Source organism: Vibrio sp. ED002, from assembly GCF_023277445.1.
In the GTDB taxonomy this organism is placed as follows: domain Bacteria; phylum Pseudomonadota; class Gammaproteobacteria; order Enterobacterales; family Vibrionaceae; genus Vibrio; species Vibrio jasicida.
In genome coordinates, this window is the sequence record NZ_CP080238.1 from 171,078 (window position 1) to 197,824 (window position 26,747).

The 26,747-nt window shown below is 39.7% G+C and carries 24 protein-coding genes and 2 pseudogenes; 22 read left to right on the forward strand and 4 right to left on the reverse strand.

All coding sequences use genetic code 11. From position 1 onward, the window contains the following. Positions 1-80: 80 nt before the first annotated feature. The 9 genes from ITG12_RS00795 to ITG12_RS00860 all read left to right on the forward strand — a co-directional run bounded on the left by ITG12_RS00795 (position 81) and on the right by ITG12_RS00860 (position 9,048). A complete protein-coding gene (locus tag ITG12_RS00795) occupies positions 81-983 on the forward strand; it encodes a hypothetical protein (RefSeq protein ID WP_248873354.1) in 903 nt (300 codons plus the stop codon). Between the two features lie 1,131 nt (positions 984-2,114). Further along, positions 2,115-2,465, forward strand: coding sequence for a RidA family protein (locus ITG12_RS00800; RefSeq protein ID WP_186171500.1), 351 nt, complete (start codon positions 2,115-2,117; stop codon positions 2,463-2,465). A gap of 151 nt (positions 2,466-2,616) precedes the next feature. Beyond that, positions 2,617-3,303, forward strand: a complete 687-nt coding sequence (locus tag ITG12_RS00805) for a hypothetical protein (RefSeq protein ID WP_203475661.1) — start codon at positions 2,617-2,619, stop codon at positions 3,301-3,303. 209 nt (positions 3,304-3,512) lie between these two features. After that, positions 3,513-3,812, forward strand: a complete 300-nt coding sequence (locus ITG12_RS00810; RefSeq protein ID WP_248873356.1) for a hypothetical protein — start codon at positions 3,513-3,515, stop codon at positions 3,810-3,812. A 136-nt stretch (positions 3,813-3,948) separates the two neighbouring features. Then, positions 3,949-4,566, forward strand: coding sequence for a LysE family translocator (locus ITG12_RS00815; RefSeq protein ID WP_063344807.1), 618 nt, complete (start codon positions 3,949-3,951; stop codon positions 4,564-4,566). A 725-nt stretch (positions 4,567-5,291) separates the two neighbouring features. Beyond that, positions 5,292-5,696 carry a hydrolase gene (locus ITG12_RS00830; RefSeq protein WP_248873358.1) on the forward strand — a complete coding sequence of 135 codons (405 nt, stop codon included), beginning with the start codon at positions 5,292-5,294 and terminating at the stop codon, positions 5,694-5,696. A 700-nt stretch (positions 5,697-6,396) separates the two neighbouring features. Beyond that, positions 6,397-6,972 (forward strand): hypothetical protein, encoded by a 576-nt coding sequence (locus ITG12_RS00845; protein ID WP_017058480.1) that lies wholly within the window; start codon positions 6,397-6,399, stop codon positions 6,970-6,972. Positions 6,973-7,104: 132 nt separating this feature from the next. Further along, positions 7,105-8,139 carry a hypothetical protein gene (locus tag ITG12_RS00855; RefSeq protein ID WP_248873360.1) on the forward strand — a complete coding sequence of 345 codons (1,035 nt, stop codon included), beginning with the start codon at positions 7,105-7,107 and terminating at the stop codon, positions 8,137-8,139. Between the two features lie 135 nt (positions 8,140-8,274). Beyond that, positions 8,275-9,048, forward strand: coding sequence for a tRNA(His) guanylyltransferase Thg1 family protein (locus ITG12_RS00860; protein WP_248873362.1), 774 nt, complete (start codon positions 8,275-8,277; stop codon positions 9,046-9,048). A gap of 179 nt (positions 9,049-9,227) precedes the next feature. Here the strand turns inward: ITG12_RS00860 and ITG12_RS00870 are convergent, their stop codons facing one another. The 3 genes from ITG12_RS00870 to ITG12_RS00880 form a co-directional block, all read right to left on the reverse strand. Beyond that, entirely contained in the window at positions 9,228-9,734 is a 507-nt protein-coding gene (locus tag ITG12_RS00870; RefSeq protein WP_008216665.1) for a hypothetical protein, read from the reverse strand. A 14-nt stretch (positions 9,735-9,748) separates the two neighbouring features. Next, positions 9,749-10,861: an XRE family transcriptional regulator gene (locus ITG12_RS00875; protein ID WP_248873364.1), complete on the reverse strand. Its 1,113-nt coding sequence runs from the start codon at positions 10,859-10,861 to the stop codon at positions 9,749-9,751. 698 nt (positions 10,862-11,559) lie between these two features. Then, the gene (locus ITG12_RS00880; protein ID WP_038874549.1) at positions 11,560-12,798 is read right to left on the reverse strand and encodes an IS256-like element ISVa19 family transposase; all 1,239 of its coding nucleotides are present in this window, start codon (positions 12,796-12,798) and stop codon (positions 11,560-11,562) included. Positions 12,799-12,999: 201 nt separating this feature from the next. On the opposite strand from ITG12_RS00880, the gene ITG12_RS00885 reads away from it, so the two are divergent. The 6 genes and pseudogenes from ITG12_RS00885 (at position 13,000) to ITG12_RS00925 (ending at position 18,521) form a co-directional block, all read left to right on the forward strand. Next, positions 13,000-13,914 carry a hypothetical protein gene (locus ITG12_RS00885; RefSeq protein WP_248873366.1) on the forward strand — a complete coding sequence of 305 codons (915 nt, stop codon included), beginning with the start codon at positions 13,000-13,002 and terminating at the stop codon, positions 13,912-13,914. A 238-nt stretch (positions 13,915-14,152) separates the two neighbouring features. Beyond that, positions 14,153-14,734, forward strand: a complete 582-nt coding sequence (locus tag ITG12_RS00890; protein ID WP_248873368.1) for a hypothetical protein — start codon at positions 14,153-14,155, stop codon at positions 14,732-14,734. Position 14,735: 1 nt separating this feature from the next. Continuing rightward, positions 14,736-15,797 (forward strand): DUF262 domain-containing protein, encoded by a 1,062-nt coding sequence (locus tag ITG12_RS00895; protein ID WP_248873370.1) that lies wholly within the window; start codon positions 14,736-14,738, stop codon positions 15,795-15,797. Positions 15,798-15,951: 154 nt separating this feature from the next. Next, positions 15,952-16,776 carry a DUF2971 domain-containing protein gene (locus ITG12_RS27765; RefSeq protein WP_349292926.1) on the forward strand — a complete coding sequence of 275 codons (825 nt, stop codon included), beginning with the start codon at positions 15,952-15,954 and terminating at the stop codon, positions 16,774-16,776. A gap of 132 nt (positions 16,777-16,908) precedes the next feature. Continuing rightward, a complete protein-coding gene (locus ITG12_RS00915; RefSeq protein WP_072611666.1) occupies positions 16,909-17,532 on the forward strand; it encodes a hypothetical protein in 624 nt (207 codons plus the stop codon). Between the two features lie 333 nt (positions 17,533-17,865). Continuing rightward, positions 17,866-18,521: pseudogene (locus ITG12_RS00925) on the forward strand (DUF6236 family protein). A 218-nt stretch (positions 18,522-18,739) separates the two neighbouring features. Here ITG12_RS00925 and ITG12_RS27770 read toward each other — a convergent pair. Beyond that, positions 18,740-19,043, reverse strand: a pseudogene (locus ITG12_RS27770) (hypothetical protein). 280 nt (positions 19,044-19,323) lie between these two features. On the opposite strand from ITG12_RS27770, the gene ITG12_RS00940 reads away from it, so the two are divergent. The 7 genes from ITG12_RS00940 (at position 19,324) to ITG12_RS01000 (ending at position 26,615) form a co-directional block, all read left to right on the forward strand. Further along, complete coding sequence (locus ITG12_RS00940; protein ID WP_248873375.1) at positions 19,324-20,109, forward strand: hypothetical protein; 786 nt, start codon at positions 19,324-19,326, stop codon at positions 20,107-20,109. A gap of 119 nt (positions 20,110-20,228) precedes the next feature. Then, complete coding sequence (locus ITG12_RS00945) at positions 20,229-20,636, forward strand: hypothetical protein (protein ID WP_248873376.1); 408 nt, start codon at positions 20,229-20,231, stop codon at positions 20,634-20,636. 157 nt (positions 20,637-20,793) lie between these two features. After that, positions 20,794-21,603: a hypothetical protein gene (locus ITG12_RS00955; protein ID WP_238969953.1), complete on the forward strand. Its 810-nt coding sequence runs from the start codon at positions 20,794-20,796 to the stop codon at positions 21,601-21,603. A gap of 1,251 nt (positions 21,604-22,854) precedes the next feature. Beyond that, the gene (locus tag ITG12_RS00970; RefSeq protein ID WP_248873378.1) at positions 22,855-23,292 is read left to right on the forward strand and encodes a hypothetical protein; all 438 of its coding nucleotides are present in this window, start codon (positions 22,855-22,857) and stop codon (positions 23,290-23,292) included. An 816-nt stretch (positions 23,293-24,108) separates the two neighbouring features. Then, complete coding sequence (locus ITG12_RS00980) at positions 24,109-24,873, forward strand: hypothetical protein (RefSeq protein ID WP_248873379.1); 765 nt, start codon at positions 24,109-24,111, stop codon at positions 24,871-24,873. A 244-nt stretch (positions 24,874-25,117) separates the two neighbouring features. After that, entirely contained in the window at positions 25,118-25,564 is a 447-nt protein-coding gene (locus ITG12_RS00990) for a hypothetical protein (RefSeq protein ID WP_248873383.1), read from the forward strand. Between the two features lie 160 nt (positions 25,565-25,724). Continuing rightward, positions 25,725-26,615 carry a hypothetical protein gene (locus tag ITG12_RS01000; protein ID WP_248873385.1) on the forward strand — a complete coding sequence of 297 codons (891 nt, stop codon included), beginning with the start codon at positions 25,725-25,727 and terminating at the stop codon, positions 26,613-26,615. Positions 26,616-26,747 lie beyond the last annotated feature (132 nt).

A 26,747-nucleotide genomic window follows, 5' to 3' on the forward strand; every position in this document is an offset into this window, starting at 1 on the left:
GTGTTTAGGGTGATATGCGGCGGCTTTGGTATTGCGTTGCTCACCCCTTAACAAGGCGTTAGCTTAATAAGAGGTTAAATTTGAAATTAGTAGATATCTTAAATGATGAAAACCTAAAGCCAGCGCTTGTAATCGGTAATGGAATCAATCGTTATAACAGCACTAAAGCTGATGGGAATAATTCTTGGGACAAAATGCTTTTAGAGCTTTGGGAAAAGCACAGTCTGTCTTCAGAGCAGATGTCTGCTCCTGAGGGAATTTCGCTTACAGAGTTTTATGATGCTCTTGATTTGACCAAGAGGTCTGACGAAATCAACTTACAAAAAGAGTTTTGTGAACTAATGAGTAGCTGGGCTCCTAGAGAGCATCATGTCTCGATCTCCAAATGGGCTCAGATCAAGGGTGTACCAATACTTACAACAAACTTTGAAGAAACATTGTCCTCAAATATCACAAGTGATATTACGCATTTTGATTCAAAGTCTTTTACTGACTTTTATCCTTGGCAAAGCTACTTCTCTGATCATGAAATACATGATCCCGCTAATGAGTTTGCGATCTGGCATATTAATGGGGTACAGAGGTATAGTCGAAGTATACGATTGGGTTTGTCTCACTATATGGGCTCAGTTGAGAGGGCTAGACGATTAATCCATAAAGGGAACGAAGCAAGGTTGTTCTCCGGAAAAAATGTTGATGAGTGGTCTGGTTACCAAAGTTGGTTGCACGTTGTTTTTAATAACGACCTAGTTTTTGTTGGACTCGGCTTAGATACAACAGAAGTGTTTTTACGATGGTTGTTAATCGAACGAGCAAAGTACTTCAATCAATTCCCTCAGCGTAGAAAAAGAGCATATTTTGTCCATGCCAATGAAAAATCATTATCAACAGGGCAAGAGTTGTTCTTAAATAGTGTTGGTGTTCAGGTAGTACATGAGGCGTCTTATGATGAACTTTACAGCACTCCTTGGGCATTAAGCTAACAAAGCATTTAAGAGTGATTCTCAACGCTTGGCATTTTTTATTCTATCGTTGAGTTCAGCGTTTACGGTGGTAAGGTTAAGTTTCGTGGTAGCGTTGCTCACACCTTAATGCGGCGTTATGTTTACTTGTAATTCAAAGACTTAAAGTTCTTAGGCTCTAGTTCTTTGTCCCTCTGGCAATTCGTCCCTAGTAGACTCAGCAAATCCGCATTGTCGGTCTAAGTTCTTGAATCTCTCAGCCCGTAAAACATGCCAATGTTCGCGGGTTGCTTCATTGTCAGGTCGTGGCGGTTGGCTTCTTGTTTAACTGGCTCAAAGTCGTTTCTAAGTTCTAAGCCAATTAGCATTTTAGCTTGGCAGTAGCCTCGTCAATTCACCATTGTTTTGCGCTTTGGTTGGAAAGACAGGGCACTTGTTGGAGCTTAGTCAGGTTGCCTCATTGGGCAGGGAAGTGGCATTACTCGTTTCTGGTTGGTCGCCTTTGGTGGTCAAGTTGGTTTCAGCCTTGTGCTTTGCTTCAGAAAACTAGTTAGAAATAGTAGTTCTTTCTCAATTAAATCATGTGTTTGTGGTAAAACATAACAAACAATTCAACAGTGATTCGCAACGCTTGGCGCTCTCACTTCGGGTTGAGTTAAGTGTTTACGGCGCAGTGTTCAAGTTCAGTGCTTGCGCTGCTCACACGTTAATTGGGCGTTATTTCCGCAACGGATCTCTCAGGCTGTATGTACGTGGTTGTAGCCTAAGAGTGAAAGTGGCGGGGTAATAGGGTGGAAAAGCGGTGAAAAGGGCGAATATTGGTCATTTCCATGCTAGCCTTAAAGCGCTTTAAGCGCACCTTAATATGGCGCAGCAATTAAAGAGTGACGCTAAAGCGATTTAAGGTAGTGAGCTGCCAAATACTTCGGCTTCGATTTTTGCCTGCATACCGAAAATTTCTCGTCATATCAAAAGATTAGGCGTAAACATAGCCGACTTTAGTTGCGGAATAACAAGACGTTCAAGGCGATTCGAAACGCATTGGGGTTTTAGTGCCCAAATAGGCACGGATTTATCAGAGTTTATTTTAGGTTAGGGTGGATCTGCGTCTCTCACACCTTAACTGCGCGTTAGCAGTTCAAAGGATACAATATGATCGAAAGGAAGCGTGGGATTTATAAGGGACGAAATAAGTCGTCTGCATACAAAGATTTAGTCTGGACTGTTGCCACATCGGTAGACACAAGCTTGGATATTTGTGGTCAAACTCAATTGGCGCTACAAACAATCGATAGTAATTTAGCTGAGTTAGGATCAGACAAAACTCAGATTGTTAGTGCTCAGGTCTACATTGCGAATATGGCTGATAAACCCAAGATGGATAGAATTTGGTGTGAGTGGGCTGGTGACAACCCTGATAATTGGTCCCAGCGAGCTTGTTTAGGTGTAACTCTTGAAGGTGATGTACTTATTGAGGTGACAGTTACAGCTGTACGCAATTAGAACACAGCTAACAAAGCGTTTAAGACGGACTCCCAACGCTTGGCACTTTCGTGTTACATCAGGTTTAGTGTTTATGTCACAATGGTTTAGGTAAGGTGGTTAGCGTTACTCGCCACTTAACGCGGCGTTATGTTTTTCGAGGAAATGGTAAGTGAAATATTTGAACAAAGGTTTGCTAGTCCTTAGCTTTCTTTGTCTCTACTTAGTGCTGAAAAGTAGCGAAGAAAGGCTCCTTTTTGAAAGTGCTGGATTCATTTTTCAGCAATTTAAGCTGGGGAATGAGATTGTTTTTAACTTGTCATGTGGGATGCTCATCAGCATTTGGTTCTATTTTTTGGTTGTTTGGCTGCCGGAGAAAAAGAACAAGAAGCGGGTAAAAAGTCACTTTATATCGCAATATACAGAGTTTAAACGTCATTTAATTATGCATATCGTAGGTGCATGTCGAGAACCTTACAAGGGTGACTTGCTCAGCAACTTGATGGAGCCTCAGGCATTTAAAGACTATTTCAAAGAAAAAGTAACAGTAGACCAAGAACGTTGGCACGTTTTTCTAAATAATCTCGATAAAGATCTCTTGGCTGACATTCTCAATGAAATTGAGGCGTTTAAAGAAGCTACGTCTTATTTGCTCGGTAACGTGCAGGTTGATGACGATGAGGTGTTCTCATTTCTGCATAGGATAAACACTATATCTATTACACTAAAAGGCGTCAGTATTGAAGATGATAGTTTGAAGCAACTCTCTCGGTTGCTTTGGGAGATATTGGCTGGCTTTAGTTGGGTGGATGGTTATCGAGATTATGACTATTTCGACAGTATGTTCCATAAAATTTAGAACAAACATAACAAAGCGTTTAAGACGGATTCCCAACGCTTGGCATTTTCGGTTTGATTCGGCTTTTGTGTTTACGGCACAATGGTTTAGGTTAGGTGGTAGCGTTGCTCACCACTTAACGCGGCGTTATGTTTTTTGTGGAAATAATAGCTTTAGCGGAGTCTAGATTGTTGCTATAAGAATGTCGTGTCCAATATAAGGAGAGTGGCATGAGTAGCAATGATTCTTACTTTTTAGCTCTAGAAAATCGCGGTTTGGAGAAAGTTAAAGTTCAATGGTTAAATCACAAACATGGCAGACCAGAGTCAAAAAATTGGTATTTAGTTCGACACTGGATTGAGGAACAAGAGCAGAAGCAACGTAATATCAACTCCAGCGTTAAAGAGGTGTTGACGTTAAAAGGTTTCGAGTATTCGGCAGAGTCCAATAAAATACAGCGCAACATGTTGTGTGTACTTGCTTTAACTTTGATTGTTGATTTAATCACAATACTGCAAGCACAAACATAACAAACTGTTCAAGAGGGATTCGCAACGCGTGGCATTTTCACTATGCGTTGGTTTAAGTAATTAAGGTGGTGTGCGGTGACTTTGGTATTGCGTTGCTCACCCCTTAACAGGGCGTTAGTTTTATGGAGGAAATATTGTGGAAATCTGGAAGTTATTGTTCTTTATACCTGCGTGTTTTGCGCTCAATATGACTCCTGGTCCAAACAATCTATTGTCCATGAACAATGCTCGTTGTTACGGCTTCAAGTCCGCTTTTATTGCTGGACTTGGTCGTATCGCCGCATTCGCTGTAATGATTGCCTTGGCTGCTTCTGGTTTAGCAGTGGTTCTCTATGCTTCTGAGACTCTATTTCTAACGATTAAAATTGTGGGTGCGGCTTATTTGTTGTGGATTGCCTTTAATCTTTGGCGTTCGGAAGCAAGTCCTGTTTCTGAGCTAGAAAACACTCGCAACCGACTAGGCTTAGCCAAACAAGAATTCTTGTTAGCTGCTGGTAATCCAAAGGCGATCTTAATCTTTACTGCTTTTCTACCACAGTTCGTCGATGTTTCAGCTAGTGTAAATGAACAGTTCTTCGCTTTAGGGGCTACGTTCCTAATTTTAGAAATGGGTGCAATATCGATTTATGCGATATTTGGAATATACCTAAGGCAGTGGTTTACGAAGCCGAAAATGGCAAAGCGCTTCAATAGAGGTTGTGCAACTTTTTTGGCTATGTCTGGAGCAAGCTTGTTACTGAGTCGCCAGCAATAAAACTAACAAACTGTTTAAGAGTGATTCGCAACGCGTGGCATTTTTACTATGCGTTGAATTTAGTGTTTAAGGTGGTATGCGGGAGCTTCGGTATTGCGTTGCTCACACCTTAACAGGGCGTTATGTTTACTTGTATTTCAAAGGCTTAAAGGTCTTAGGCTCTAGTTCTTTGTCCCTTTGGCAATTCGTCCCTAGTAGACTCAGCAAATCCGCATTGTCGGTCTAAGTTCTTGAATCTCTTCACCCGTAAAACATGCCAATGTTCGTGGGTTGCTTCATTGTCACGTCGTGGCGGTTGGCTTCTTGTTTAACTGGCTTAAAGTCGCTTTTGGATTCTTAGCCAATCAGCATGTCGGCTTGGCAGTTGCCTCGGCAATTTGCCATTGTCTTGCGCTTTGGTTGGAAAGAAAGGGTGCTTGTTGTTCCTTAATTGGGTTGCCTCATTGGGCAGGGAAGTGGGCTTACTTGTTTTAGTTTGGTCGCCTTTGGTGGTCAAGTTGGTTCTGGTCTTGTGGTTTGGTTCAGAAAACTAGCCAGAAATAGCAGTTCTTTCTCAAGAAAATCATGTGTTTGTGGTAAAACATAACAAACAATTCAACAGTGATTCGCAACGCTTGGCGCTTTCACTTCAGGTTGAGTTTAGTGTTTACGGCGCAGTGCTTTAGCACAGTGACAGCGTTGCTCACACGTTAATTGGGCGTTATGTGCTTTGGGAGAAAATGGAAATGGATATTCCCGACAGATTCAAAAATGTAAGATACGTTTCATCCCGCATTCCGGGTTGCAAAGATGATTCAGACTTAACGTCTGGAGCTAACTGTCAGGTCTTTGCTTATAACTTGCTCAGAGACTTCGGTCTAAATCCACCTAACTACCGTTCTAGTGAACTGTGGGATGACTCAGAGTTTAGTGAGGTGGTCACTGAGTTTAAGCCGCTAGATATCATGATGTACAACGACTCTACTGACTCATACGGAGCACACGTGGGAGTGTACGTCGGTAATGGACTCGTCTACCATCTGTCTTTGTCTAATGGCTTACCCAAGTTTGAGCGCCATTTAGACTTACTTCAACAAAGTAAGTATCGGTTTTTTATTGGTGCCAAGCGTATTAAGCAGTTTGGTGCATAATGCAAGCGCGCACATAACAAACTGTTCAAGAGGGATTCGCAACGCGTGGCATTTTCATCATGCGTTGGTTTTAGTGTTTAAGGCGGTATGCGGCGACTTCGGTATTGCGTTGCTCACCCCTTAACAGGGCGTTAGTACGGGTTTGACATCAAAGGTCATCAGTTTTGGTGTTTATCTGTTTTGGCGCTCGTATTTACACCTTTCAGTTAGTGCCTTTCACGTTCTTTCCGGTGGCACTATATGCGGAGTGTTTGCTTTGATTTCATCTTTTACGGTTTCTAACTCTTAGCCTATTTCTTTGGTACTTCTTCGTTTTTGCTGTACTTCCTAAGTTAATCTTGGCATTCGTTGGGTGCTGTTATCAAAGTACGAGGATCGAATCCTTTTCTAATTTGAATTCAATAAAAGTAGGGGAGTTCAGTACGTTTTTCTTCTAACCAACTCTCGTCTCTCAGCCGAGTTTAAGTTTTGTAGCTGCCCGTCTCACTTCAGTGTTCAAATCCTTTCATATCATTCCAATTTTCAATATCTTGGAGCGCATAAATAGAAGTAGTGCATGTACTAACAAATTGCTTAAGAGTGATTCGTAACGCGTGGCATTTTTACTTTGCGGTGGCTTATGTGATTAAGGCGCCGTGCGGTAGCCTTTGTATTGCGTTACTCACACCTTAGCAAGGCGTTAGTTGGAAAGAGGTATTCATTGGATTCAATAAAAGAGATATTACTTTCATTTGGTGGAGCTACTGTCGTAATTGGCTTGTTGTCGAGTTTTCTTGCAAAGTTAATTTCAACTAGAGTTGCGCAGGAACAGAATGCAGTAATTTTGAGCGAGTTGGAAAACTTGAAACATAAGCTATCTACAGCTCAAACAAGCTATGGTCAACAAATTGAACACATAGTCAGTTACTATGATGTTTATTATAAACACTATCGCCGTTGCCAAGAAGTTGCCGGACAAGATGTAATTTCCCATCCTGAAAATGGGGTCCTCGATACTAAAGAAGCGTATGAAAAGAAGCTTGATAAATTTGCCGAGGAGTGGGAGAAACTTGAGCCAAGAATCCGTCTTGTATTACCAGAAGATGCATTTTTGCTCCATATAGAGTCAATTCATGCATTCAATGATTTTACACGAATATTGAAATCACTACCTTCGAATCACTCTGAGTTGAAAGGACCTTTAATAGAGCAGTTTGTGGTTGTGGATCAAGTTAAAGAAAAATTGGAAAGGTCTCTTAGGCACTATTTAAGAACAGACGTTTTGCAATCCAACTAACAAATTGTTTAAGAGTGATTCGGCACGCGTGGCATTTTTAGTATGCGTTAGTTTTAGTGATTAAGGTGGTATGCGGATGCTACGGCATTGCGTGCCTCACACCTTAACAAGGCGTTAGAAAAATGAGGGCCTATGGAGAAAAGTTATTCGGATTACTTGGTTGAAATAGAAGAATTAACTGAGGGTAATGATCTAATGAGATCACTGTTACTTGATAACTTCTACAAAAATCTTCCAGATGATATTAACAAAAACAATAAGAAGCTGCTAAATCAGCTATATTTTCCTTTAAAACGGAAAGAAATGTGGCAATGTGGGCACGAAAATTGTGAGATTGAATCATGTTATTCCCATGAAATATCAGAGAATTTATTTCTTAAGCACCTCGCTGATCTTGATTCAAACGTAGTAATCATTGAGAAGAATATATCAGGAAATGCGTTCTTTTATTATGAGAAAGAAGTGCATAAGAGAAATGCCAGTAATTTTCCAGGATATTGTTCTGAGCATGATTCAAAATTATTTTCGGATATAGAAAATTGCTCCCCCTCATTGAATGTACATTTTGTAAACAAGCAGTGTTTGCGCTCAATACGTAGAAAGAAATTTGATCTTCTCCTTCAAGTTCGCGGGGCAGAAAAATTTTTAGATGGTATTGAGGATGAGTTGTTAGATTCTCCATTAGTAAAACAGGTTGTACAGCACTTTGAGCGTAAGAAACAAATTCTCTTAGAAAGGGTTTCAGTACTTTCGGAAGTCTACGACAAGGTTTATGCAGGGATTAATAACCAAGATTACTGCATTAAGCATAGTGAGTTAGGTCAACCAAAACTAGGGTACTGTTTTTCCGAAGTATTTGATTGCACGATGGAAGAAGACACTGAAGAATGTATATTATTTTGGTTTAAAATCGATTTTTTTGAGGACTCGAAAGCTTTTGTTTGTTGGCTTGATAATGAGACATCTAAACAAGTCGCCACTCAGATGGCTGTTGATTACAAACGTAAACTCATAGATTTAATGTATGTTAAAAAAGAGAAACTGGTATTTTCGTCAGAATTTTTAAGTCAGATGAATAGGGATGCCAAAGATATCTTTTTGCAAAATGACGAACTATATAACCTTGGCCCAATAGAAAATATGCTTCTAATCCAAGAATTTTTCTAACAAACAATTTAAGAGTGATTCAGCACGCTTGGCATTTTTAGTTTGAGTCAAGTTTAGTGTTTAAGGTGGTCAAATTAGGTGCCGTGGTCGCGTGCTTCACACCTTAATTGGGCGTTATACGAACAAGGAGGTCAATTGAAAGATTTACAACAACAAATATCGTCAATGGAATATTTCAAACGAGTAGAACAAGATTCCGAGTTAGTTTCCCGATATCCATCTGATGAATATTTTGTTATCCGAATGGACGGTATCGGCTTGAGTAAAAAGTATCTGAGTAACGTTACTCGTGACAAAAAATTTGAGGGACTCATGTGGGAATCGTTAGAAGAAACATTTAAGGTCCTTCATCGAAAATGTCCCCATGACTCACAAAACTTCATTTTAGCTGCAAGTATTTGTTCAGATGAAGTTTCGATAGTACTAAGTAAGGTTCCGACATATTACGATAATAGAGTTATCAAGTTATTAACAACGTTTTCGTCAACATTTACTTCTTTTTTCACAGGTAAAGGTATAACAAGAGCTAAGAAAAAGTCACAGCCGATTTGTGGTGCATTTGATGGCAGAGCTCTCATATTGAAGAACCAAAGTGAGGTTGTTGAATACTTAGCAACAAGATACGCTGTGAATGTCAGGAACTCGTATACTAAGTTATTACGATTAGACGGAGTAAGCTCTGAAGAGATATATAGTAAAGAAAACTACAACAACATTAAATATATCCAAGCAAAAATTGATGAACGCGGATTAACTGACAAAGCTAGTGGTATGTATTTAATCCCAAAATTTTTCGTCTCTAACAAACGAGCATTGCAAAACTATAGTTTTAGTTCAGTGGATGAGATGAAGAGTTCGATTACTACAAGCATAGTAGAGCATGAGTCTTGGTTGGAGCAGTTCGTATAACAATCTGTTTAAGAGTGATTCGCAACGCGTGGCATTTTTACTATGCGTTGGTTTTTAGTGATTAAGGTGGTATGCGGAAGCATCGGTATTGCGTTGCTCACACCTTAACAGGGCGTTATACGTCCGAGCGCTTTTGCTTATCAAAGTGAAAGGGAGTTTTGCAACTCCCTTTGGAAGACCTAGAGAATCCCTAGCCGGATTTGAGACTTTTTGGCTTCATCCCATTTTTTTGTGTAATTTTCGCGTAAAGCTATATTAGGTTGGCAGTTGATCGTTTCTAACAAACTTTCTAAAGAAACCACTTTATCTAGCCATCCCTGTTTATGAGCTGCTCTCATAGCGGCAGAATCTGGACTAGAGATTAACCAACAATCACCTTCAAAACTAGCTGCATAGATTAAAAGGTCCCTTTCTCCTGCGTCCAAATTGAAAATCTCCGGAGAAATCATCATTGTAGCAGCGATTTCTTCTTCACTAACTGCGTAAACCTTAGCAAAAGATTCAGTTAACTCTTTCTGATCTATGAGCTCCTCCGTTGAACGTTTTTGATACCCAGTCTGTGTTTCTTCTATCACCTTTTCAACAGTATGCACATTGAAGTTAGAGCTTAAATGATGCCACCTCGCTATACGATGAGCCTCTAAAATTACGTTAGTATCAATGAGTACAATATCACCAGCTTTCATGCACTGAACCTCACTTACAGATCATAAGGAACAGTCAAGTTATATGATACTAACAGCTCATTTAACTCTTCCATTGTCATATCTAAAATCGATAGTATTTTTCTTACAGACAATGTTCCGCTATCAATAGACTTATGTATGTATTGTACGAACTGTTTATTGAATAACTTTGGAGGAAGGTCCTCTCCATCTTTCTGACCGTTCTTTGCCATAAGATCTTTATCTAATCTATCAGCATGAGAGCGAGAAATTTTGTCCAGACTAACTAAACGCCACATCAGAGCGATTGAAGAAACACCATATTTGTTCGCAAGATTGTTGATAACATCTTCTGTAATGTCGCTTTCTTTTAAAGTGATATATTTTTCGATACTTTCACTCGGCATTAATAATGCGCTTGCAAATGCATCTGCTAACTTTTCTGTATATGGCTTTTTCTTTTGGTTTGAGTATGCTTTTTCTACGTGTTTTGGTGGAATAGCATCCCACGTTAAGCAATGAAATGCTTCATGTGCAGTATCAAAATTTCTTCGTCCAGCTATCTCATTTCTATTTATTAATATAACACTTATCGTGTTTAGTTTTATCGCTGCACCCGAGATGCTATTAGGCATATCTACATATAATTTAGATACGTTAAATTTTCTAAAGAATAGCTCTTCAAGGTTGTCAGCAGGGAAATCTCCTAAATTAAACTCTTTTACCAATTGCTCCGCACATTTGGTAACGTCATGAAAGGTGCTGTTCTTAGTAATAGGCAGTTTCGGCAGAATAACACTATGACTTGTAGTTGAGAATTTTTCGTCTAAGTCCTTTAGTAAAGCAACAATTCTACTTGTTTTATCTTCATAATTGCTAAGTTCTTCTTCGGTTGCCTCACATTGACGCCAAGAATAGTTAGCCTCGCCTAGAAGAGAGTATGGATCAGAAAACTGCTCAAGAGATATGTCTAAAACCTTTAGGGCTTGTAATAGCTCAGTTGGTTTCAACTCTCTGGTACCTGTTTCAATTGCAGAAAGTGTCTGCCTGTCTTTGAACCCCATTGCTTTAGATAGCTGCTCTTGGTTTAGTTTTTTTAACTCTCTATATGCAACTAGTCTTTTAATGAAGAAACTCTTATCAATCATATCTTAACCCCTCTCAATTGGAGTTATTGTAATCTTGCAAATTAAAATATGCAAGATTGTCAGTACTAAAACGTATAACAATCAATTTAAGAGGGATTCACAACGCTTGGCACTTTTGCTTCTACTTCAAATTTAGTGTTTACGGTACAATGCGTTAAGTTGTGTGGAGGCGTTGTTCACCCCTTAATTGGGCGTTAGTACGGGGTTGACATCAAAGGTCATAAGTTTTGGTGTTTATTTGTTTCTGTGCTCGTCTGTACACCTTTCAGTTTGTACCTTTCACGTTCTTTCCGGTGGCACTATATGCGGAGTGTTTGCTTTGATTTCACCGTTTACGGTGTCTAACTCTTACCCTATTTCTTTGGCGCTTCTTCTCTTTCGTGGTTTTTACGAAGTCAGAGTTGTCTTTCTTTGGTATTGCCGTCGAAGTGCGAGGATCGAATTCTTTTCTAATTTGAAGCCAGTGAAAGTAGGGCAGTTCAGTGCGTTTTTCTTCTAGCCAACTTTCGTCTTTAAATCGGGGTAAAGTTTTGTAGCTGCCCGTCTCACTTCAGTGTTCAAAGCCTTTCATATTATGCCAGTTTTCAATATCTTGGAGCGCATAAATAGAAGTAGCGCATGTACTAACAAATTGCTTAAGAGTGATTCGTAACGCGTGGCATTTTTACGAGCTATTGTCAAATGTGGTGTATGGAAGATCATGCAGTAGCTTGTTGATGAGTCTCCATTTCTTTCACTCCATTGATGAAGCGAACATCTTTCACAACATCCGCTAGGAGTGCAAAACCTCGTAGACGACGCCACTTCGTCTCTGCACTGCGCATTAACTTGTAGGCCATCATCAACGTAGTCTTTCTGTTTCCACAGTTCTTCGTCTTGTTCGTGCGTAAACGTACTGTGGCGAACATCGATTCTATTGGGTTGGTTGTCCTGATATGAACCCAGTGCTCTGCTGGGTAATCGTAGAACGCCAGCATTTCAGCTTTATCTTTCACCAAGCAGTCGGTTGCCTTTGGATACTTGGCTTCGAAGCGCTTCTGGAAGGTTGAGAAGGCGTGATAAGCATCATCTCTAGTCTCTGCCATCCAGATATCTTGCAGTGCTTCCTTCATTCGTGGTTGTACGCTTTTGGGCACCTTGTTAAGCACATTCGCCGTCTTATGTACCCAGCATCGTTGCTGAGTCGTTTGAGGCCAGCACTTAGCAACCGCTTTCCAGAAGCCAAGCGCGCCATCTCCGATGGCGAGCTTCGGTGCTAACTGTAATCCCTGCGCTCGTAGCTGCTCAATGAGTTCCGTCCAACTTGCTTCTGACTCTCTATGACCATCCAGAACGCCAAGGACTTCTTTGCGTCCAGTGTCATCGACACCAATGATGACGAGTAAGCAGAGCTTATCGTCCATCCTAACGTGACAGTAAACACCGTCAGCCCAAATGTAAACATAGCGGCGCCTACCGAGGTCACGCTTACGCCACTGTTCGTACTCCGCATACCAGCGCTCTTTGAGGCGACAGATGCTGTTGGCTGACAGGCCTTTCGCATCCTTACCAAGCAGAGACTCCAGAGCAGGCAGCATATCGCCCGTAGATATTCCCTTGAGATAGAGTAACGGGAGCAGTGTTGCAACGCTCTTTGTTCGCTTGAGATACGGTGGTATCAAGTTGCTATTAAATTTGACGCCATGCCCTGAGCGATCTCTTACCTTAGGAATTTGCACTTCGACATCACCGACACCGGTTTGCAAGGTTCGCTCAGGTAAGAAACCGTTGCGAACGATAGCTTGCTTGCCGTCAACCATAACATTCTGGTGTTGTGCAAGTAACTGTTGAAGCTCAGCTTCAACAGCTTGTGCAATCAAATCTCTAGCCCCTTGACGTATCAGTTCAGTAAGTGGGTCTTGTGGTGTATTCAGTGAAACAACAGTATTATCAGTCATGCGGTGTACCTTTCTGTTAATCGTTCTGGGGAGAACTGCATCAACAGATTACACCGCAACTTCCTTTCTCTTCCATACACCAGAAATCAGCATAGCTCCATTTTTACTTTGCGGTGGCTTATGTGATTAGGGCGCTGTGCGGTAGCTTTTGTATTGCGTTACTCACACCTTAGCAAGGCGTTAGGCAATTAGGAGGTAATATTGGAGTTTTTTAGAGAAAATTACATTAAGTTTCCCATTGTGTTGTACGTATTGGGGTTTGCTGTTCACAACGCATACTTGTCTCTTTACGGAAGCTATGAATTTGAGTTGATTCAAGCTCGATACATACTCTCTGGCATTGGATTTTTAGGTTTTGTTAGTCTTTGTGTTGTATACATGTCTTTCCATTTGAACCTTTCATATTTGCCCGCCAATTATAAGATTCGCATTGTTCTCCCTTGGCTACTAAGGGTTTTTTCGCTACCTGCAATCATTTATGTGTTTCTATACGGTCAACCTGAATTTTCTGATGTTAGTTCAGCAAAAGAGGAGTTGTGGTTGCGGTTATATTTGTCCTTTGGACAGTTAGTAGTTTTCTCCTCACTTACAAACATCGTTTTCTCACTGACTTTAGGTAACGACATTTATGCTAAAACTGTTAAAGCCTTAAGTTTGTGGTGCGCTGTCCCTTTCCTTATTCTGTGTTTTTACGCTTCAAGCCAAAGCTCTGAGCTTAAATCTTTAATGATGTTTATCTTGTATTTTTTAGCTGGTTTTGTAGGTTTGAGCCTTAGACATGCGGATAGAAACTACGATGTTGAGCCTGACTACCTTAGCCCTGAAGCCAAAGAAGAACATGAGAATTCCTTTCAAATCGTAGTCGGTATTTTAGCCCTATGTTTCGTTTGTTGGTCTGCAATAAGCAAATATTCCGAAAATATTTATCCGTATATACCAACGGCTATTGGGGGCTCTAAAATTGAAGCTGCGACTTTGTATAGTGGTACCGGAGTTACCTCAGTTGAAGTTATACAAGAAACAAGTAAGTGGTTTTTAGTTCGTAATTCAGACACTAAGCAAATAGAGAAAATCAAAGCATCAAGTATTGATAGAGTAGTATATACCGGACAATAATTGCCTAACAAAGCGTTTAAGACGGATTCCCAACGCTCGGCATTTTTGGTTTGCTTCAGCTTTAGTGTTTACGGCACAATGGTTTAGGTTAGGTGGGCTGCGTTGCTCACCACTTAACGCGGCGTTATGTGTCTTGGATCGAATATGTCGGAGCCCTGAGATCATAGTTATGTAAAGAATGCATCAAGTTTGGTATAATTTTGTTGTTTAAAGAACTTATTTTCTATAAAGGATTCTAGTGAAAGATAGATTTAGGACAGATTTGGCACAGAAGTCTGAAAAGCAACTTTTTCAAGAGTACTTCCTGTCTTCAAGTTGCTGGTTTTTTGAAACTAATTTAGGAATGGATAACCACATTGAAATGTACGATAAGTTTAAGCTATTGATTGCTAATGGTTTAGATGTACATCCAATGAATATTGTTCTTGTAGGAAGCGCAAAGGTTGGTTTTAGTGTAGCGCCACACAAAGCATTTAGAGACTTCTCCGAAGGCTCTGATTTAGATATTGTTGTCGTTTCAGAAAGTATTTATAAAAAATCGTGGCGAGCGTACTATGAATTGTCAAAGATGAAAAAAATAGATAACTACCATTCAATTACGTCAGATATTTTTCGTCATTTTGTTTCTTTGAAAGATGTAGATACTGATGTCGAATACTTTAAGGAATGGGAAAAAAAAGTAAGTAACTTTAAAAAGAACCTTCAAGTAGTTTTTGGCTTTGATAATAAAATAAACTATAGAATTTATGAAAGCTGGGAGTGGGTTGATATGTATCACCTAGATGGCCTTTCAAAACTTATCGAAAAAGAGTGTAATTAATATGAAACCTTCAGATTTTCTTGATTTTGAAAAAAAATCGCCTAAATTTTTCGCCGATGGGTTTAAAAAAGGTACTTTGATCATCGATAACTCATTCCAGCGAAGAGGTGTTTGGGTAGAAAAAGATAAAATATCCCTAATTGAAAGTATCCTTCTAGGCTATCCTATTCCAGAGTTATACTTGTGGGAAACTGGTATTAGCGATGATCCTGATAATGTAGGAGACTTGACTTACAGTATTGTTGATGGTCAACAGCGAATCACTGCTATTTGGGATTTCATCAACGACAAATTTGCTTTGAAGCCAAATTGTTTAGAGTTCAGTGACGCTGCTTATGCTGGCAAAAAGTTTTCAGAACTGTTGAGACTAGAAGAACACGACTTTAAAAGTGATTTTTGGCTTTATAAGTTCCACGTTAGAACTATTGCACAAGATTTAGGTATTGATGAAATCAAGAAGATGTTCTTGAGACTTAATAAAACTAACTCATCTTTGAACCCTCAAGAGTTAAGAAATGCAGAGTTTAATGGTAAGTTCATTAAATTAGCAGATGAAATATCTACTCTGCCTTTTTGGAGTGAAAATAATATTTTCACAAAGACTGATTTACGCAGAATGAATGACATCCAAATAATTAGTACAATGCTAATTTTTCTTCGAAATGGAATAAGTGATACTGGGCAAGCTGCCATCAACAAAATGTATGATACTTATAATGATATTTATGACGAAGCTAGTGAAGATTTAGGTACTTTTACCGAAATATTACGGATCTTAGAGGGCTTTTTAAGTTTTCAAAGTGACTTAGGAAAGGTATATAGAACAAAAGTTCATTTTTATACATTATTTATTTTAGCTTATTATATGATTCAAACGAATCAAACTGGTGATTTACAGAGAGTTTCTGAAAAACTGGCAATGTGGTTTTCTGCTTACGACAGAAAAGAGTATACAGAATTACCTAATTTGGAAGAATTTTCTGTATTAAGCCAAGAAGGTAGTGGCAAGAAGTATAACAGGACTAGACGGTTCGAAATATTGAAGGCGTTTATATTTAGCTAACAGTTTAGAAGAGAGCACATAACAATCTGTTTAAGAGTGATTCGCAACACGTGGCATTTTTGCTATGCGTTGCGTTTTGTGTTTCCGGTGGTATGCGGGAGCTTTGGTATTGCGTTGCTCACACCTTAACAGGGCGTTAGGCATCAGAGGTTTTATGTTATTTAAATTTTTACCGGAAGAAAGAGTTGATGTTATAAGAGACTTGAGGATTCGTTTCTCCCCTCTTAGTTCGCTAAATGATCCATTTGAACAAATGCCTCATGTTGATATGAGTACAGCCCAACTAAAGGCGGTAGAAGATATTAAAACTCGTATGAGTGAGTTGTGGCTACGAACTGACGCTGATGAAAAAACTCAAGAAAATAAGAATTTTTTTGACATGGGGACTGACGAATTAATTGAAGAAGTCATGTGGATGTTGTCCAGTGACAACGTTGCAAAAGAGATTAACCGATTGTTTTCAGATACGTTTGGGATACTGTCTCTAACTCGCAGCAACAGAAATTTGTTAATGTGGTCTCATTACGCGTCTTCAATGACCGGTTATGTAATTGAGTTTGACGAAAGTAATGACTTTTTCCATCGTCCTAATATTCTTGGGCAGTCAACTAATCTTCAGTCGATCAAGTATTCAGAAATCCGACAAATTCCAAATATTGTTAAGTGTGGAGGTTTAGACCTTCTTTGTCACAAGCCGATAGATTGGGCATATGAGCAAGAGGAGAGAATGTTTATTTCGAATATGCACTCAGATTTTAAGGTGGGTAACTTGGACACATTTGGAAATGATATCTACTTGTACCCGATACCAAGAGATGCAATTAAAGCGATCTATTTTGGTTGCCGAATGAAAGAAACATTAAAAAGAGAAATTTCTGGCTTCGTAAAAAGCAATAATATTCAATGCAAATTGTATAACAGCAGTATTACGTCTAGTGAGTATAAGATTGCATTTGAGCCGTATGATACAAATGCCTAACAAACAATTTAAGAGTGATTCGGCACGCGTGGCATTTTTATTATGCGTTGGCTTAAGTGGTTAGGGTGGTATGCGGTAGCATTAGCATTGCGTGCCTCACACCTTAATTGGGCGTTATAAGGCTAGGTATAAATGAATATTGATAACGAAGAAAAAGAACGAAGAGCAAAGATAGTTGTTGATGACTGTGGAGGTATTCAATTTGCTCAAGAGGCTTTCTATATACACTCAATTTTGTATTCAGCGGGCCGGTGTGTAGAAGCCTTCGAGCGCTATGAGCAATTGAAACGCGAAGATATTTCACCTACTTACTTAGTGGCAATAGTGCAAGAGGCAGTTGGACACGCCGCTGCTCTATCGAGATACTTCTGGCCAACTGAAAAACACAAGAAATCTATTGTAAACCAATTGGATCTGCGTTCTAAGCGTGGGGAAAAACTTAGAACAGCTTTCTCGCTTGATGAATCGTCTGTTCTTTTCAATCGGGATCTACGAAATGCTTGGGAACACTTCGATGAGCGATTAGACCAATATCTATTAACTCATATGGCAGGTATGTTCTTTCCTGGTGCGGTGATCGCTGATCATACCGAGGCTGATAATCCGATAAATCATGTGTTTAAATTACTAGATGTTGAAAATGAATGTCTGGTCTTAATGAATCAAAAGTACTTCTTTGCACCTATATTTTCTGAGGTCACAAGAGTTTTCGAGCTTGCTATGACATTTGATCAAAATGGTTCGAGGTTGCCTTAGGTTCGCCTTATAACAAACTGTTTAAGAGTGATTTGCAACGCGTGGCATTTTTACTATGCGTTGCGTTTAGTGTTTAAGGTGGTTTGCGGTGGCATTGGTATTGCGTTGCTCACACCTTAACAGGGCGTTAGCACTAAAAGGTATATGTACGAGGATCAACATGAATAAAAAAGGAATCGTCGTTTCTCCTCCATTTGAGCCTATATACACTGGAGGGATCAGATGCGGTGGAGATCCAGACCCACTTGAACTTAGAAAATATCTTCTATATTGGGATGAAATTGACTACCCACTAATACACTGATTCGTGTTTCGTCTTACGACATAGATTATTTGGAAAGCACGGGTTTTCTAAAAAGGACACATGTTAGGTTTGAGGGGGCGATAAGCTCGGGGAGAGGTGAGTTTTTTATTGCTGCCCAAGAAGCCGCTCTTAGAAAAAATCGACAAGAAGAACCTGGCTGTTGGACTATGGCTCAACTATCCAATGTTCCTTATTACACTCAGCAAGCGTTAGGAACTGGCGTTGAATTCGAGCTTTACGATATGTTACCTGTTCCCGATCAGGGCACACCGTTAGCTGAAATTCTTGAGTTTAAATCTAAGCGTAATGACGAACTAACCGCTTTTAGGTGCTATCTAGATGAAATGAATGAAGAAATTATATCTTCTAAAGATATACCAAGAGCAAAAAAACACGCTTAGCTCGGTTAGAAATGTCACTAAAGGATATAGATAAAACTATTAATGAAACAGGTATTAAGCGTGTAACAACCAACCTTAAAAACGTAATACACTCTGATTTTTCTGGTATCGTTGGTGCAGGGTTAGGTGCTGCCGGTATAGCTTCTCTTATTCAAATGTCGCCTTTAATTGCCGGTGTTGCTGGTGCTGGTTTGGTTGTCGGTGTAAAGAGTGTAGTTATGCCTTCGTCACAATGCCCTTCTGACTTTAATTACATAAAGAGCATAAGAAAGAACTTTCGATAATTTTAGTGCTAACAAACTGTTTAAGAGTGATTCGCAACGCGTGGCATTTTTAGTATGCGTTGCGTTTAGTGTTTAAGGTGGTATGCGGAGGCATCGGTATTGCGTTGCTCACACCTTAACAGGGCGTTAGTCGCCAGAAAAAGCTAGCAGTCAAAATCACGTTTCTAAGCTTAAAATTTGGCTGATGATCGTTTGATACGCAGGCGCGTCGGCGATGCTCAAAACTCAGTTTCTGCTGTTTTAAGCCTAAAGTTCTGCAAGTGTCCTAGCGGTTGTTTTGTCCATTGGTCCTGACAGAGCAGGGCAATCGAGAGTCTGTTTTCGGTTGCAGCTCCGCTCGGTGAGTTTGTTGGGTACAAAAGCAGATTTACTCGCTGAAATGACGTTTTCTCTGGTGTTGTAAGTTCCACGTGGTTTCAGTGACTTTGTTGAACGTCCGCACTGTGAGATTGGCTTTCCAAAATCGCATTTTGGTGTTGTCAGTTCGTTTTCTGCGGCGTTGTTTGTTCCAAGTGGTTTCATTGAGTAGCCGCTTTGAGACTACGCCTGACTTAAATGCATCAAAGCACATAAAGTTTGTTGTTCGCAAAGTTTAGTTCGGCTTAAAATTGTCGCTCGGTGCCTCGCGACTAACAAACTGCTCAAGAGGGATTCGCAACGCGTGGCATTTTTACTATGCGTTGAATTTAGTGATTAAGGTGGTTTGCGGCGGCTTCGGTATTGCGTTGCTCACCCCTTAGCAGGGCGTTATACCTATTGAGGCTAATCAGTCACTCACCATATTGAATTAAAGAGATACGAATTGAGACCAAAAACAAAAGATTATGTCAGCAGGCTAAAAAGGCAAAGCTCTGATAAGTTAAAAAAACACTATATTGGAGGGCTTGCTCCAGAAATAAATGCTATCAGACGAAATATACTCTTTATGGCGACCGCACTGTTGTTCATGCTGTTTGTATTTATATCTGAAAACATGAGTTTTAATGACACTGTTGAAATCGTTCTGTTAATCAAGCAGCCAATCAAAGCTTATGGCTTAGTAGTTGGAACAATATTAATTGTGGTCTATATGCTTTTAAGGTTGTGGAGCTATCAAAATGTGCACCTTGTAAACAGAGACGAGTTTTTGGAAAGAGAGATCATCAGTGCGATTGTTGGTGATGAGCTTTCCTTCCTTCTCAAGGACAACGAACCAAAACCAGATTGGCACGAGGGAGTAATAAGAAGCTTTGTCTCATCTGATGTTACAAGAAAAGAGGCTCTAGCTAACGGAGTTTATAACGTTCACTACAGGATTCCTGAGGCTGATTTTAAGAAATTGCGTATAAATAGAGAGCAGTTTGAGTCTGACCTGACATCAATAGGGATAAGCGCTCAATCAAACGGAGAGACGTTTCATTTTAGTCATGAAATACGTCTTGATGCTGAAACCTTGCTTGCATACTTAACCGTTAGAGACAATATAATTAAAGTTAATTGGCATCTTTTCTGGGAGTTCCGTTTCCCTAGCATATATGCCGTTTTTGTTGTGATAAGTGCGGTTATTTGGTTACTAGTTCCTTTTCTTAAAGGTTTATCGGTGACTTAAATTCAATAGGTATAACAAAGCATTTAAGAGTGATTCGCAACGCTTGGCAGTTTCGCTTCGCTCAAGTATAGCCAAGCGTCGCTCACACCTTAATGCGGCGTTAGCTGTTTAAGGAAAAAATGAGAAAATACGATAAGCCGCTATTCTGGCTGTATATAAAAACAAGAGACTCGTTGTTGTCATCTTTTAAGGGCTTTCTGGGAATGCTTTTAGTGTTGTTCGGGGCAGCAGTAGTTTTAGGTAATGAATCCCCCGAGAATGTCTGGATTTCGGTGGGAATCATTTTACTAGTATCTAGTCTTCCAGTCTCAATGGGCCTGATGATGGTAAAGCTCAAATTTAAGAGTTTTGCTGGGTCAATACCTACAGCAGCACTAGCGTATTTTTTACAGCACGATGAAGGTGCAAACTTAGATAAAGCTGTGAGAGGTTTATTTTCGTTATGCCTATCTTTTATGATTTACCTTTGGTTTACGATGGTAACTATCGCAGTACTCGGTATGTTGGGAGCAAAGCTCGTGTTGTAAAACACAGCTAACAAACTGTTTAAGAGGGATTCGCAACGCGTGGCATTTTCACTATGCGTTAGTTTTAGTGTTTAAGGCGGTATGCGGCGGCTCTTGTATTGCGTTGCTCACCCCTTAACAGGGCGTTAGGGGTTTTAGTTCAAATTCGGAGAATTACGTGGTAGAAAAAATTGGGCATATAAAAAACCCGTTAACAGTAATTGCAATATTTGCAGCAATCGCAGAGATTAGTGGGACTACAGTTTTGCCGTTTATTGACCCTAAAAACCAAGAAGTCTATATTTGGTTTTTAATGTTATTTCCAACTTTATTGGTCTGTATCTTCTTTTTGACTCTGAACTTCAATCATAAAGTACTATATGCGCCTTCTGATTATAAAGATGAAAACCACTTTGTTAATTTATTTCCTAAGGCATCTGTTGAGCAACAAGAAGCGAAGTTAAGAGAGGAAGTGGAGGAAGTTCAAGCTGAGTCTGAAATTGACAAACCCAAGGATAAAACATCTAAACTGAACCCCAATTCTAATAAAGTTGTTCAGAACAATTCTCGACGAACTTTAATGGGTGAGGTAACACTAGCTGAAAAGCTTGCTGTTAACAGCTTAAGCCGAAACTTAGGCTTGAGACTCAAGACTGATGTGACATTTAATGGTCAGCCCTTTGATGCTATTGGTGTTTCAAATGATACAATTCATGCAGTTGAGGTTAAGTTGTTTAGGGCAAAAATGGTCGATTTCTCTCGTTTAACAAAAGTTTTAGAAAGAGCTGAAATTGCAGCTAGTCACTCAACTAATAGTTTTGACTCAAAGAATTTTGTATTACATGTAGTTGCTGTTATGGATACACCTCATCTTGAGAGAGGTATGTTTGAACATGGTTTTAAGCAATTTTCAGAACGTTTTAAGGTCAAGGTTAAATTGCATGTCACTAGTTTAGAAGAGCTGCAAAATCAGTATTCGTACACATAAACCCCTAACAAACTGTTTAAGAGTGATTCGCAACGCGTGGCATTTTTACTATGCGTTGCGTTTAATGTTTAAGGTGGTATGCGGGAGCTTCGGTATTGCGTTGCTCACACCTTAACAGGGCGTTAGTACGGGTTTGGCATCAAAGGTCATAAGTTTTGGTGTTTATCTGTTTTGGCGCTCGTATTTACACCTTTCAGTTAGTGCCTTTCACGTTCTTTCCGGTGGCACTATATGCGGAGTGTTTGCTTTGATTTCACCGTTTACGGTTTCTAACTCTTAGCCTATTTCTTTGGTACTTCTTCGTTTTCGCTGTACTTCCTAAGTTAATCTTGGCATTCGTTGGGTGCTGCTATCAAAGTGCGAGGATCGAATCCTTTTCTAATTTGAATCCAATAAAAGTAGGGGAGTTCAGTACGTTTTTCTTCTAACCAACTCTCGTCTCCCAACCGAGTTTAAGTTTTGTAGCTGCCCGTCTCACTTCAGTGTTCAAAGCCTTTCATATCATGCCAGTTTTCAATATCTTGGAGCGCATAAATAGAAGTAGCGCATGTACTAACAAATTGCTTAAGAGTGATTCGTAACGCGTGGCATTTTTACTTTGCGGTGGCTTATGTGATTAAGGCGCTGTGCGGTAGCTTTTGTATTGCGTTACTCACACCTTAGCAAGGCGTTATGTAAAGCGGGTAAAATCGGTATTATTCTATTTATTCGATCTCTCTACCCATCGGTTTTCATCCTCGTCAAAATCAGCTCTTTCTGCCCTGATTCTTTGCCAAATTAGCCGTAAAACATGCCAAAGTTCGTGAGTTTCCTCATTCAGTTTCAGAGTTGGTTCGTGGTTAGTCTTGTTGGTTCAAAGTGTGGAAAGGGCAAGGTTAACGAAAGTCCCCATTTTCTGATGGTTTCTTTCGTTCGGTTTCCCAGATTCAAAAGCATTTTTGGTCGCTGCTCATCACCATTTTTCGCTTGTTGAAGCTTGGTCTGTAACATTGCAGGCTCTGCAAATTCGTGAACACTGTTGGGTTCTTTGGTTTTGACTATTTCTTTGGTCGTACAGGCTTGGTTTTTCGTGGTAACTTTGGCTTATGTGGCTGAATTTACATAACAAAGCATTTAAGACGGATTCTCAACGCTTGGCAATTTCAGTCTAGGTCAGCTTTAGTGCTGAATGTAGCAAGGTTTAAGGTGGGTGGTCGCGTTGTTCACCACTTAATGCGGCGTTATAACCCACCATGAATCGGAGGATATAGTATGGAAAAATTTGAATTCAGAAGTGTCTATTTTTGGCTACATACTTCGTTTTCCGCGGTATCAATTGCGTTTTTTCTAAGTTTGTTGAGTGCGCAGCCTGCTACGACTGATACGTTTTCGATAAAATGTGCCTCTGTGTTGTTTTGTATCAGCGTTATTCTAAATGCGGGTTTATCAATCTTTTTGGCTTTGTTTGGCAACATCAAAGGCTATGTTAATCGTATTTACCACACGCTTTATCCGTGGAATGAACTGAGCAGCTTGCCTGCCATAGCTATATATAGCTTTATCTTGGGCATTATCTTTTTGTTTAGTTACTACTCGTGGTTTTATGCTTTAACAGGTGTAATTGCGATTTTATATGCGGGTAACTACATTCAGTCCCAAGTGAATAAAGCGAATGAAATCGTCTCTGAAAAGATTCAGGATGTCGAATAGAATGGGTTATAACAAAGCGTTTAAGACGGATTCCCAACGCATGGCGTTTTCAGCTTACTTTAAGTTAAGTGTTTATGTCACAATGGTTTAGGTAAGGTGGTAGCGTTGCTCACCACTTAACGCGGCGTTAGTCGCCAGAAAAAGCTTATAGTCAAAATCATGTTTCTAAGCTCAAAACTTGGCTACTGATTGCTTGGTCCATTGTTCGATCTTCGACGGTCAAAGCTCAGTTTCATCGGTCCTAAATCAATGTGTTGTTATTTCCCAAGCTGTTGTTTCGTTCTCTGATGCTGACAGAGCAGGGCAATCGAGAGTCTGTTCTCGTTTGCAGCTCCGCTCGGTGAGTTTGTTGGGTACAAAAGCAGGTTTGCTCGCTGAAATGACTTTTTCTCTGGTTTTGTAAGTTCCACGTGGTTTCAGTGACTTTGTTGAAAGTCCGCACTGGGAGATTTGCTTTCCAAAAGCGCTTTTTGGTGTTGTCAGTCCGTTTTCTGCGGCGTTGTTTGTTCCAAGTGGTTTCATTGAATAGCCGCTTTGAGACTACGCCTGACTTAAATGCATCAAAGCACATAAAGTTTGTTGTTCGCAAAGTTTAGTTTGGCTTAAAATTGTCGCTCGGTGCCTCGCGACTAACAAACTGCTCAAGAGGGATTCGCAACGCGTGGCATTTTTACTATGCGTTGATTTTAGTGATTAAGGTGGTTTGCGGCGGCTTCGGTATTGCGTTGCTCACCCCTTAGCAGGGCGTTATATGCAATCAAATCTACAACGTATGTTATAGTTCGTCGTACTCTTTATTTGAACCAATCCGAGCTGATGTTAAATCCAATTAATACAATTACAGAACCTACGTTTACAAACTCAACCAAAGGGTTACTGACACTTTTTTGCATTGGTCTTTTTCATGTAATTATTGGTGTCGACCTTACAGATGCGAAAATTACGATTCCTTGGCTGCCAACTGTTAACTTTGAAAATGTAGACCGGTTGGTCTATCTGTATTGGGCATTAGTTGCATATACAGCATACAGATTTGTGCTCCACAATTTACCTCTAATGAGAGTTTACTACTTTCAATCATTAGGGCATTTTTTTTCATCGACAAAGTCAGGTAAAAACTTCATTCAGCAGCACATATATTCGCCCGAGCTTAGCTATCAGGTTGTCATATCTGACGAAGATTCATCTATTCCGAGCGTAAAGCTAGAACACTATGATAATCCAGAATCAGAGTGGGAACAGATGGTTAGCTTTGAGTTTTTATACACCAAAGAATACGAACTTTTAAGAATTACTGTGCATGAAAATCCAGCATACACAATCGATGAGGCAGCATTTAATAATAAAGAACAAAAGGACAGTTGGGGATTAAAAGGTTTCTTTGAAGAGGGGGGCGATTCGTATTACCAGTCAAACCGCATCCAAAGCTGGTGGTTAAGAAATAAACTTAGCTTTGGTGTTCTTCGTGTATATTCAAAAGTACTGTTAACTAGCAAAGATGCTTTTGACCTTTTGATGCCATTACTACTTAATTTAATTCTATTTGTTACTTGGTTAGTAGGTCAAAACTTACCACAATAAGCATATAACAAACTGTTTAAGAGTGATTCGCAACGCGTGGCATTTTTACTATGCGTTGCGTTTAGTGTTTAAGATGGTATACGGCGGCATCGGTATTGCGTTGCTCACACCTTAACAGGGCGTTATGTGTAAATTTCCCAAGAGTTTCTGTATAGGTAACAGTCATTTATCTCAGCTTAAGTTGCTTTCGTGCATATACAGTTGTACTTTCAAGTGATCAGAACTGGAGAGCAATCACTTAGCTATGAAAAGGAAAAAACTCAAAACAGTAGATGTCTTGATTGACGAATATTTAACTTGTGCTAAGTCAGTCAACGAGGCTAATTTTCGACTCATTCAATCTAAAAGCGGTTTCAGAAATAGGAAGATTAAGCTAAGTATCGAAAAGGCTCTCATAGAGTATGAAAACTTTATCGTGGTGCTTGAGGAGTTAGAACCGTCCTTTATCGGTGACTTAGAGACCTATTACCATACTGACATTGCTCTTTTGGGGATAAAACAAGTTAATCAAGACGCAGCGGCACGAGCGAGAACCGTTTTTCTTGATAGTCTACAGCGTTTTAACAGTACCATATGCACAAAAGAAGAGAGTATTAACTTCAACCAAACGACTAATTTGGCAAGGCTAAGTATCCTGATTGCTGCTCTTTCATTTGTGATTAGTTTTGGTTACTCAATACTAGTGACTTAAAATTTACACATAACAATCTGTTTAAGAGTGATTCGCAACGCGTGGCATTTTTACTATGCGTTGGTTTTAGTGTTTAAGGTGGTATGCGGCGGCATTGGTATTGCGTTGCTCACACCTTAACAGGGCGTTATAAGTTTTTTTATTAGAGTAAGAGTAATAGATGAGTGATTTAAATTCAGGCGTATCAACTGATACAGATGAAAAACTAGTTTGGACTAAAGCTAAAGCGTTCTGCCTATGTGTTGCTGTAATAGCATTATCAGTAAAGCTCTATAGCATCAATATTGAACTAAAAATGGATGTGCCAACTTTTCTATCAATTGTGCTTGCGCTCTTTTCTGTTGGCTTGTCCGCGATTTTTTACTTCAAAGCAACGGATACGAGTAATAAGTTCTATGACAATAGCTATAAGTATACAAAAGACGTAGCACAGTTGCTTGTGAAGATTGAGTCAGGCTTTGGAGAACGTTTGAAAAAGCTTGATGAAGGATACCTATCTATGAAAGAAGAAATTCAAAAAATTCCTTCATACTCCCTTCATGATAGAGAACACCGTGAGGCAGAAATCGAGAATACAAAACGTGACTTAGTCGCTGAAAAAGAAGAGTTGGAAAAAATCAACAAAGAGCGAGAAGAGATAATTAGTTCATTGTTAGAAAAATCTGAATTACAAGAAGACCAGAAAACTGAAATTCTTAAGAAATTAGCACAAACAGAAAATGAAGCAAAGGATGCTCAAATGCAGGTCATGAAACTCAACAAACGTCTGTTTGCTGAGAGAATGAAACATAAAGAGATTACCTCGCAGAATGAAGAGTTGGTAGAACGAGTCACTGATTTTACGCTTAATGCGCTTCTTGGACAGCTTTCGGCAAGTGAAGTTGTAGCATGGAGCTTCTCTGAAATGAGAGAGGCATTTTCCGATTGTTCTGTTGGCTATCCAGAAGAGTACTTTCATGATTTAAGTCAACTCGGCTATTTCTCAAAAGATTATGGGTTAACAAAGAAAGGTGCATTGTTCATTAGGCGCCTAGCGAAACAAAACTTATAACAATCTGTTCAAGAGTGATTCGCAACGCGTGGCATTTTTACCATGCGTTGCGTTTTGTGTTTAAGGTGGCATGCGGAAGCATTGGCATTGCGTTGCTCACACCTTAACAGGGCGTTATATTTAAGGAATAAT

Bases quoted from the DNA above. Each gene is read 5' to 3' on its own strand.
- ITG12_RS00970 (WP_248873378.1), top strand. From the start codon at position 22,855: ATGGAAAAATTTGAATTCAGAAGTGTCTATTTTTGGCTACATACTTCG.
- ITG12_RS00875 (WP_248873364.1), bottom strand. From the start codon at position 10,861: ATGATTGATAAGAGTTTCTTCATTAAAAGACTAGTTGCATATAGAGAG.
- ITG12_RS00810 (WP_248873356.1), top strand. From the start codon at position 3,513: ATGAGTAGCAATGATTCTTACTTTTTAGCTCTAGAAAATCGCGGTTTG.
- ITG12_RS01000 (WP_248873385.1), top strand. From the start codon at position 25,725: ATGAGTGATTTAAATTCAGGCGTATCAACTGATACAGATGAAAAACTA.
- ITG12_RS00880 (WP_038874549.1), bottom strand. From the start codon at position 12,798: ATGACTGATAATACTGTTGTTTCACTGAATACACCACAAGACCCACTT.
- ITG12_RS00855 (WP_248873360.1), top strand. From the start codon at position 7,105: ATGGAGAAAAGTTATTCGGATTACTTGGTTGAAATAGAAGAATTAACT.
- ITG12_RS27765 (WP_349292926.1), top strand. From the start codon at position 15,952: ATGTTATTTAAATTTTTACCGGAAGAAAGAGTTGATGTTATAAGAGAC.
- ITG12_RS00830 (WP_248873358.1), top strand. From the start codon at position 5,292: ATGGATATTCCCGACAGATTCAAAAATGTAAGATACGTTTCATCCCGC.
- ITG12_RS00980 (WP_248873379.1), top strand. From the start codon at position 24,109: ATGTTAAATCCAATTAATACAATTACAGAACCTACGTTTACAAACTCA.
- ITG12_RS00990 (WP_248873383.1), top strand. From the start codon at position 25,118: ATGAAAAGGAAAAAACTCAAAACAGTAGATGTCTTGATTGACGAATAT.
- ITG12_RS00870 (WP_008216665.1), bottom strand. From the start codon at position 9,734: ATGAAAGCTGGTGATATTGTACTCATTGATACTAACGTAATTTTAGAG.
- ITG12_RS00800 (WP_186171500.1), top strand. From the start codon at position 2,115: ATGATCGAAAGGAAGCGTGGGATTTATAAGGGACGAAATAAGTCGTCT.
- ITG12_RS00945 (WP_248873376.1), top strand. From the start codon at position 20,229: ATGAGAAAATACGATAAGCCGCTATTCTGGCTGTATATAAAAACAAGA.
- ITG12_RS00895 (WP_248873370.1), top strand. From the start codon at position 14,736: ATGAAACCTTCAGATTTTCTTGATTTTGAAAAAAAATCGCCTAAATTT.
- ITG12_RS00915 (WP_072611666.1), top strand. From the start codon at position 16,909: ATGAATATTGATAACGAAGAAAAAGAACGAAGAGCAAAGATAGTTGTT.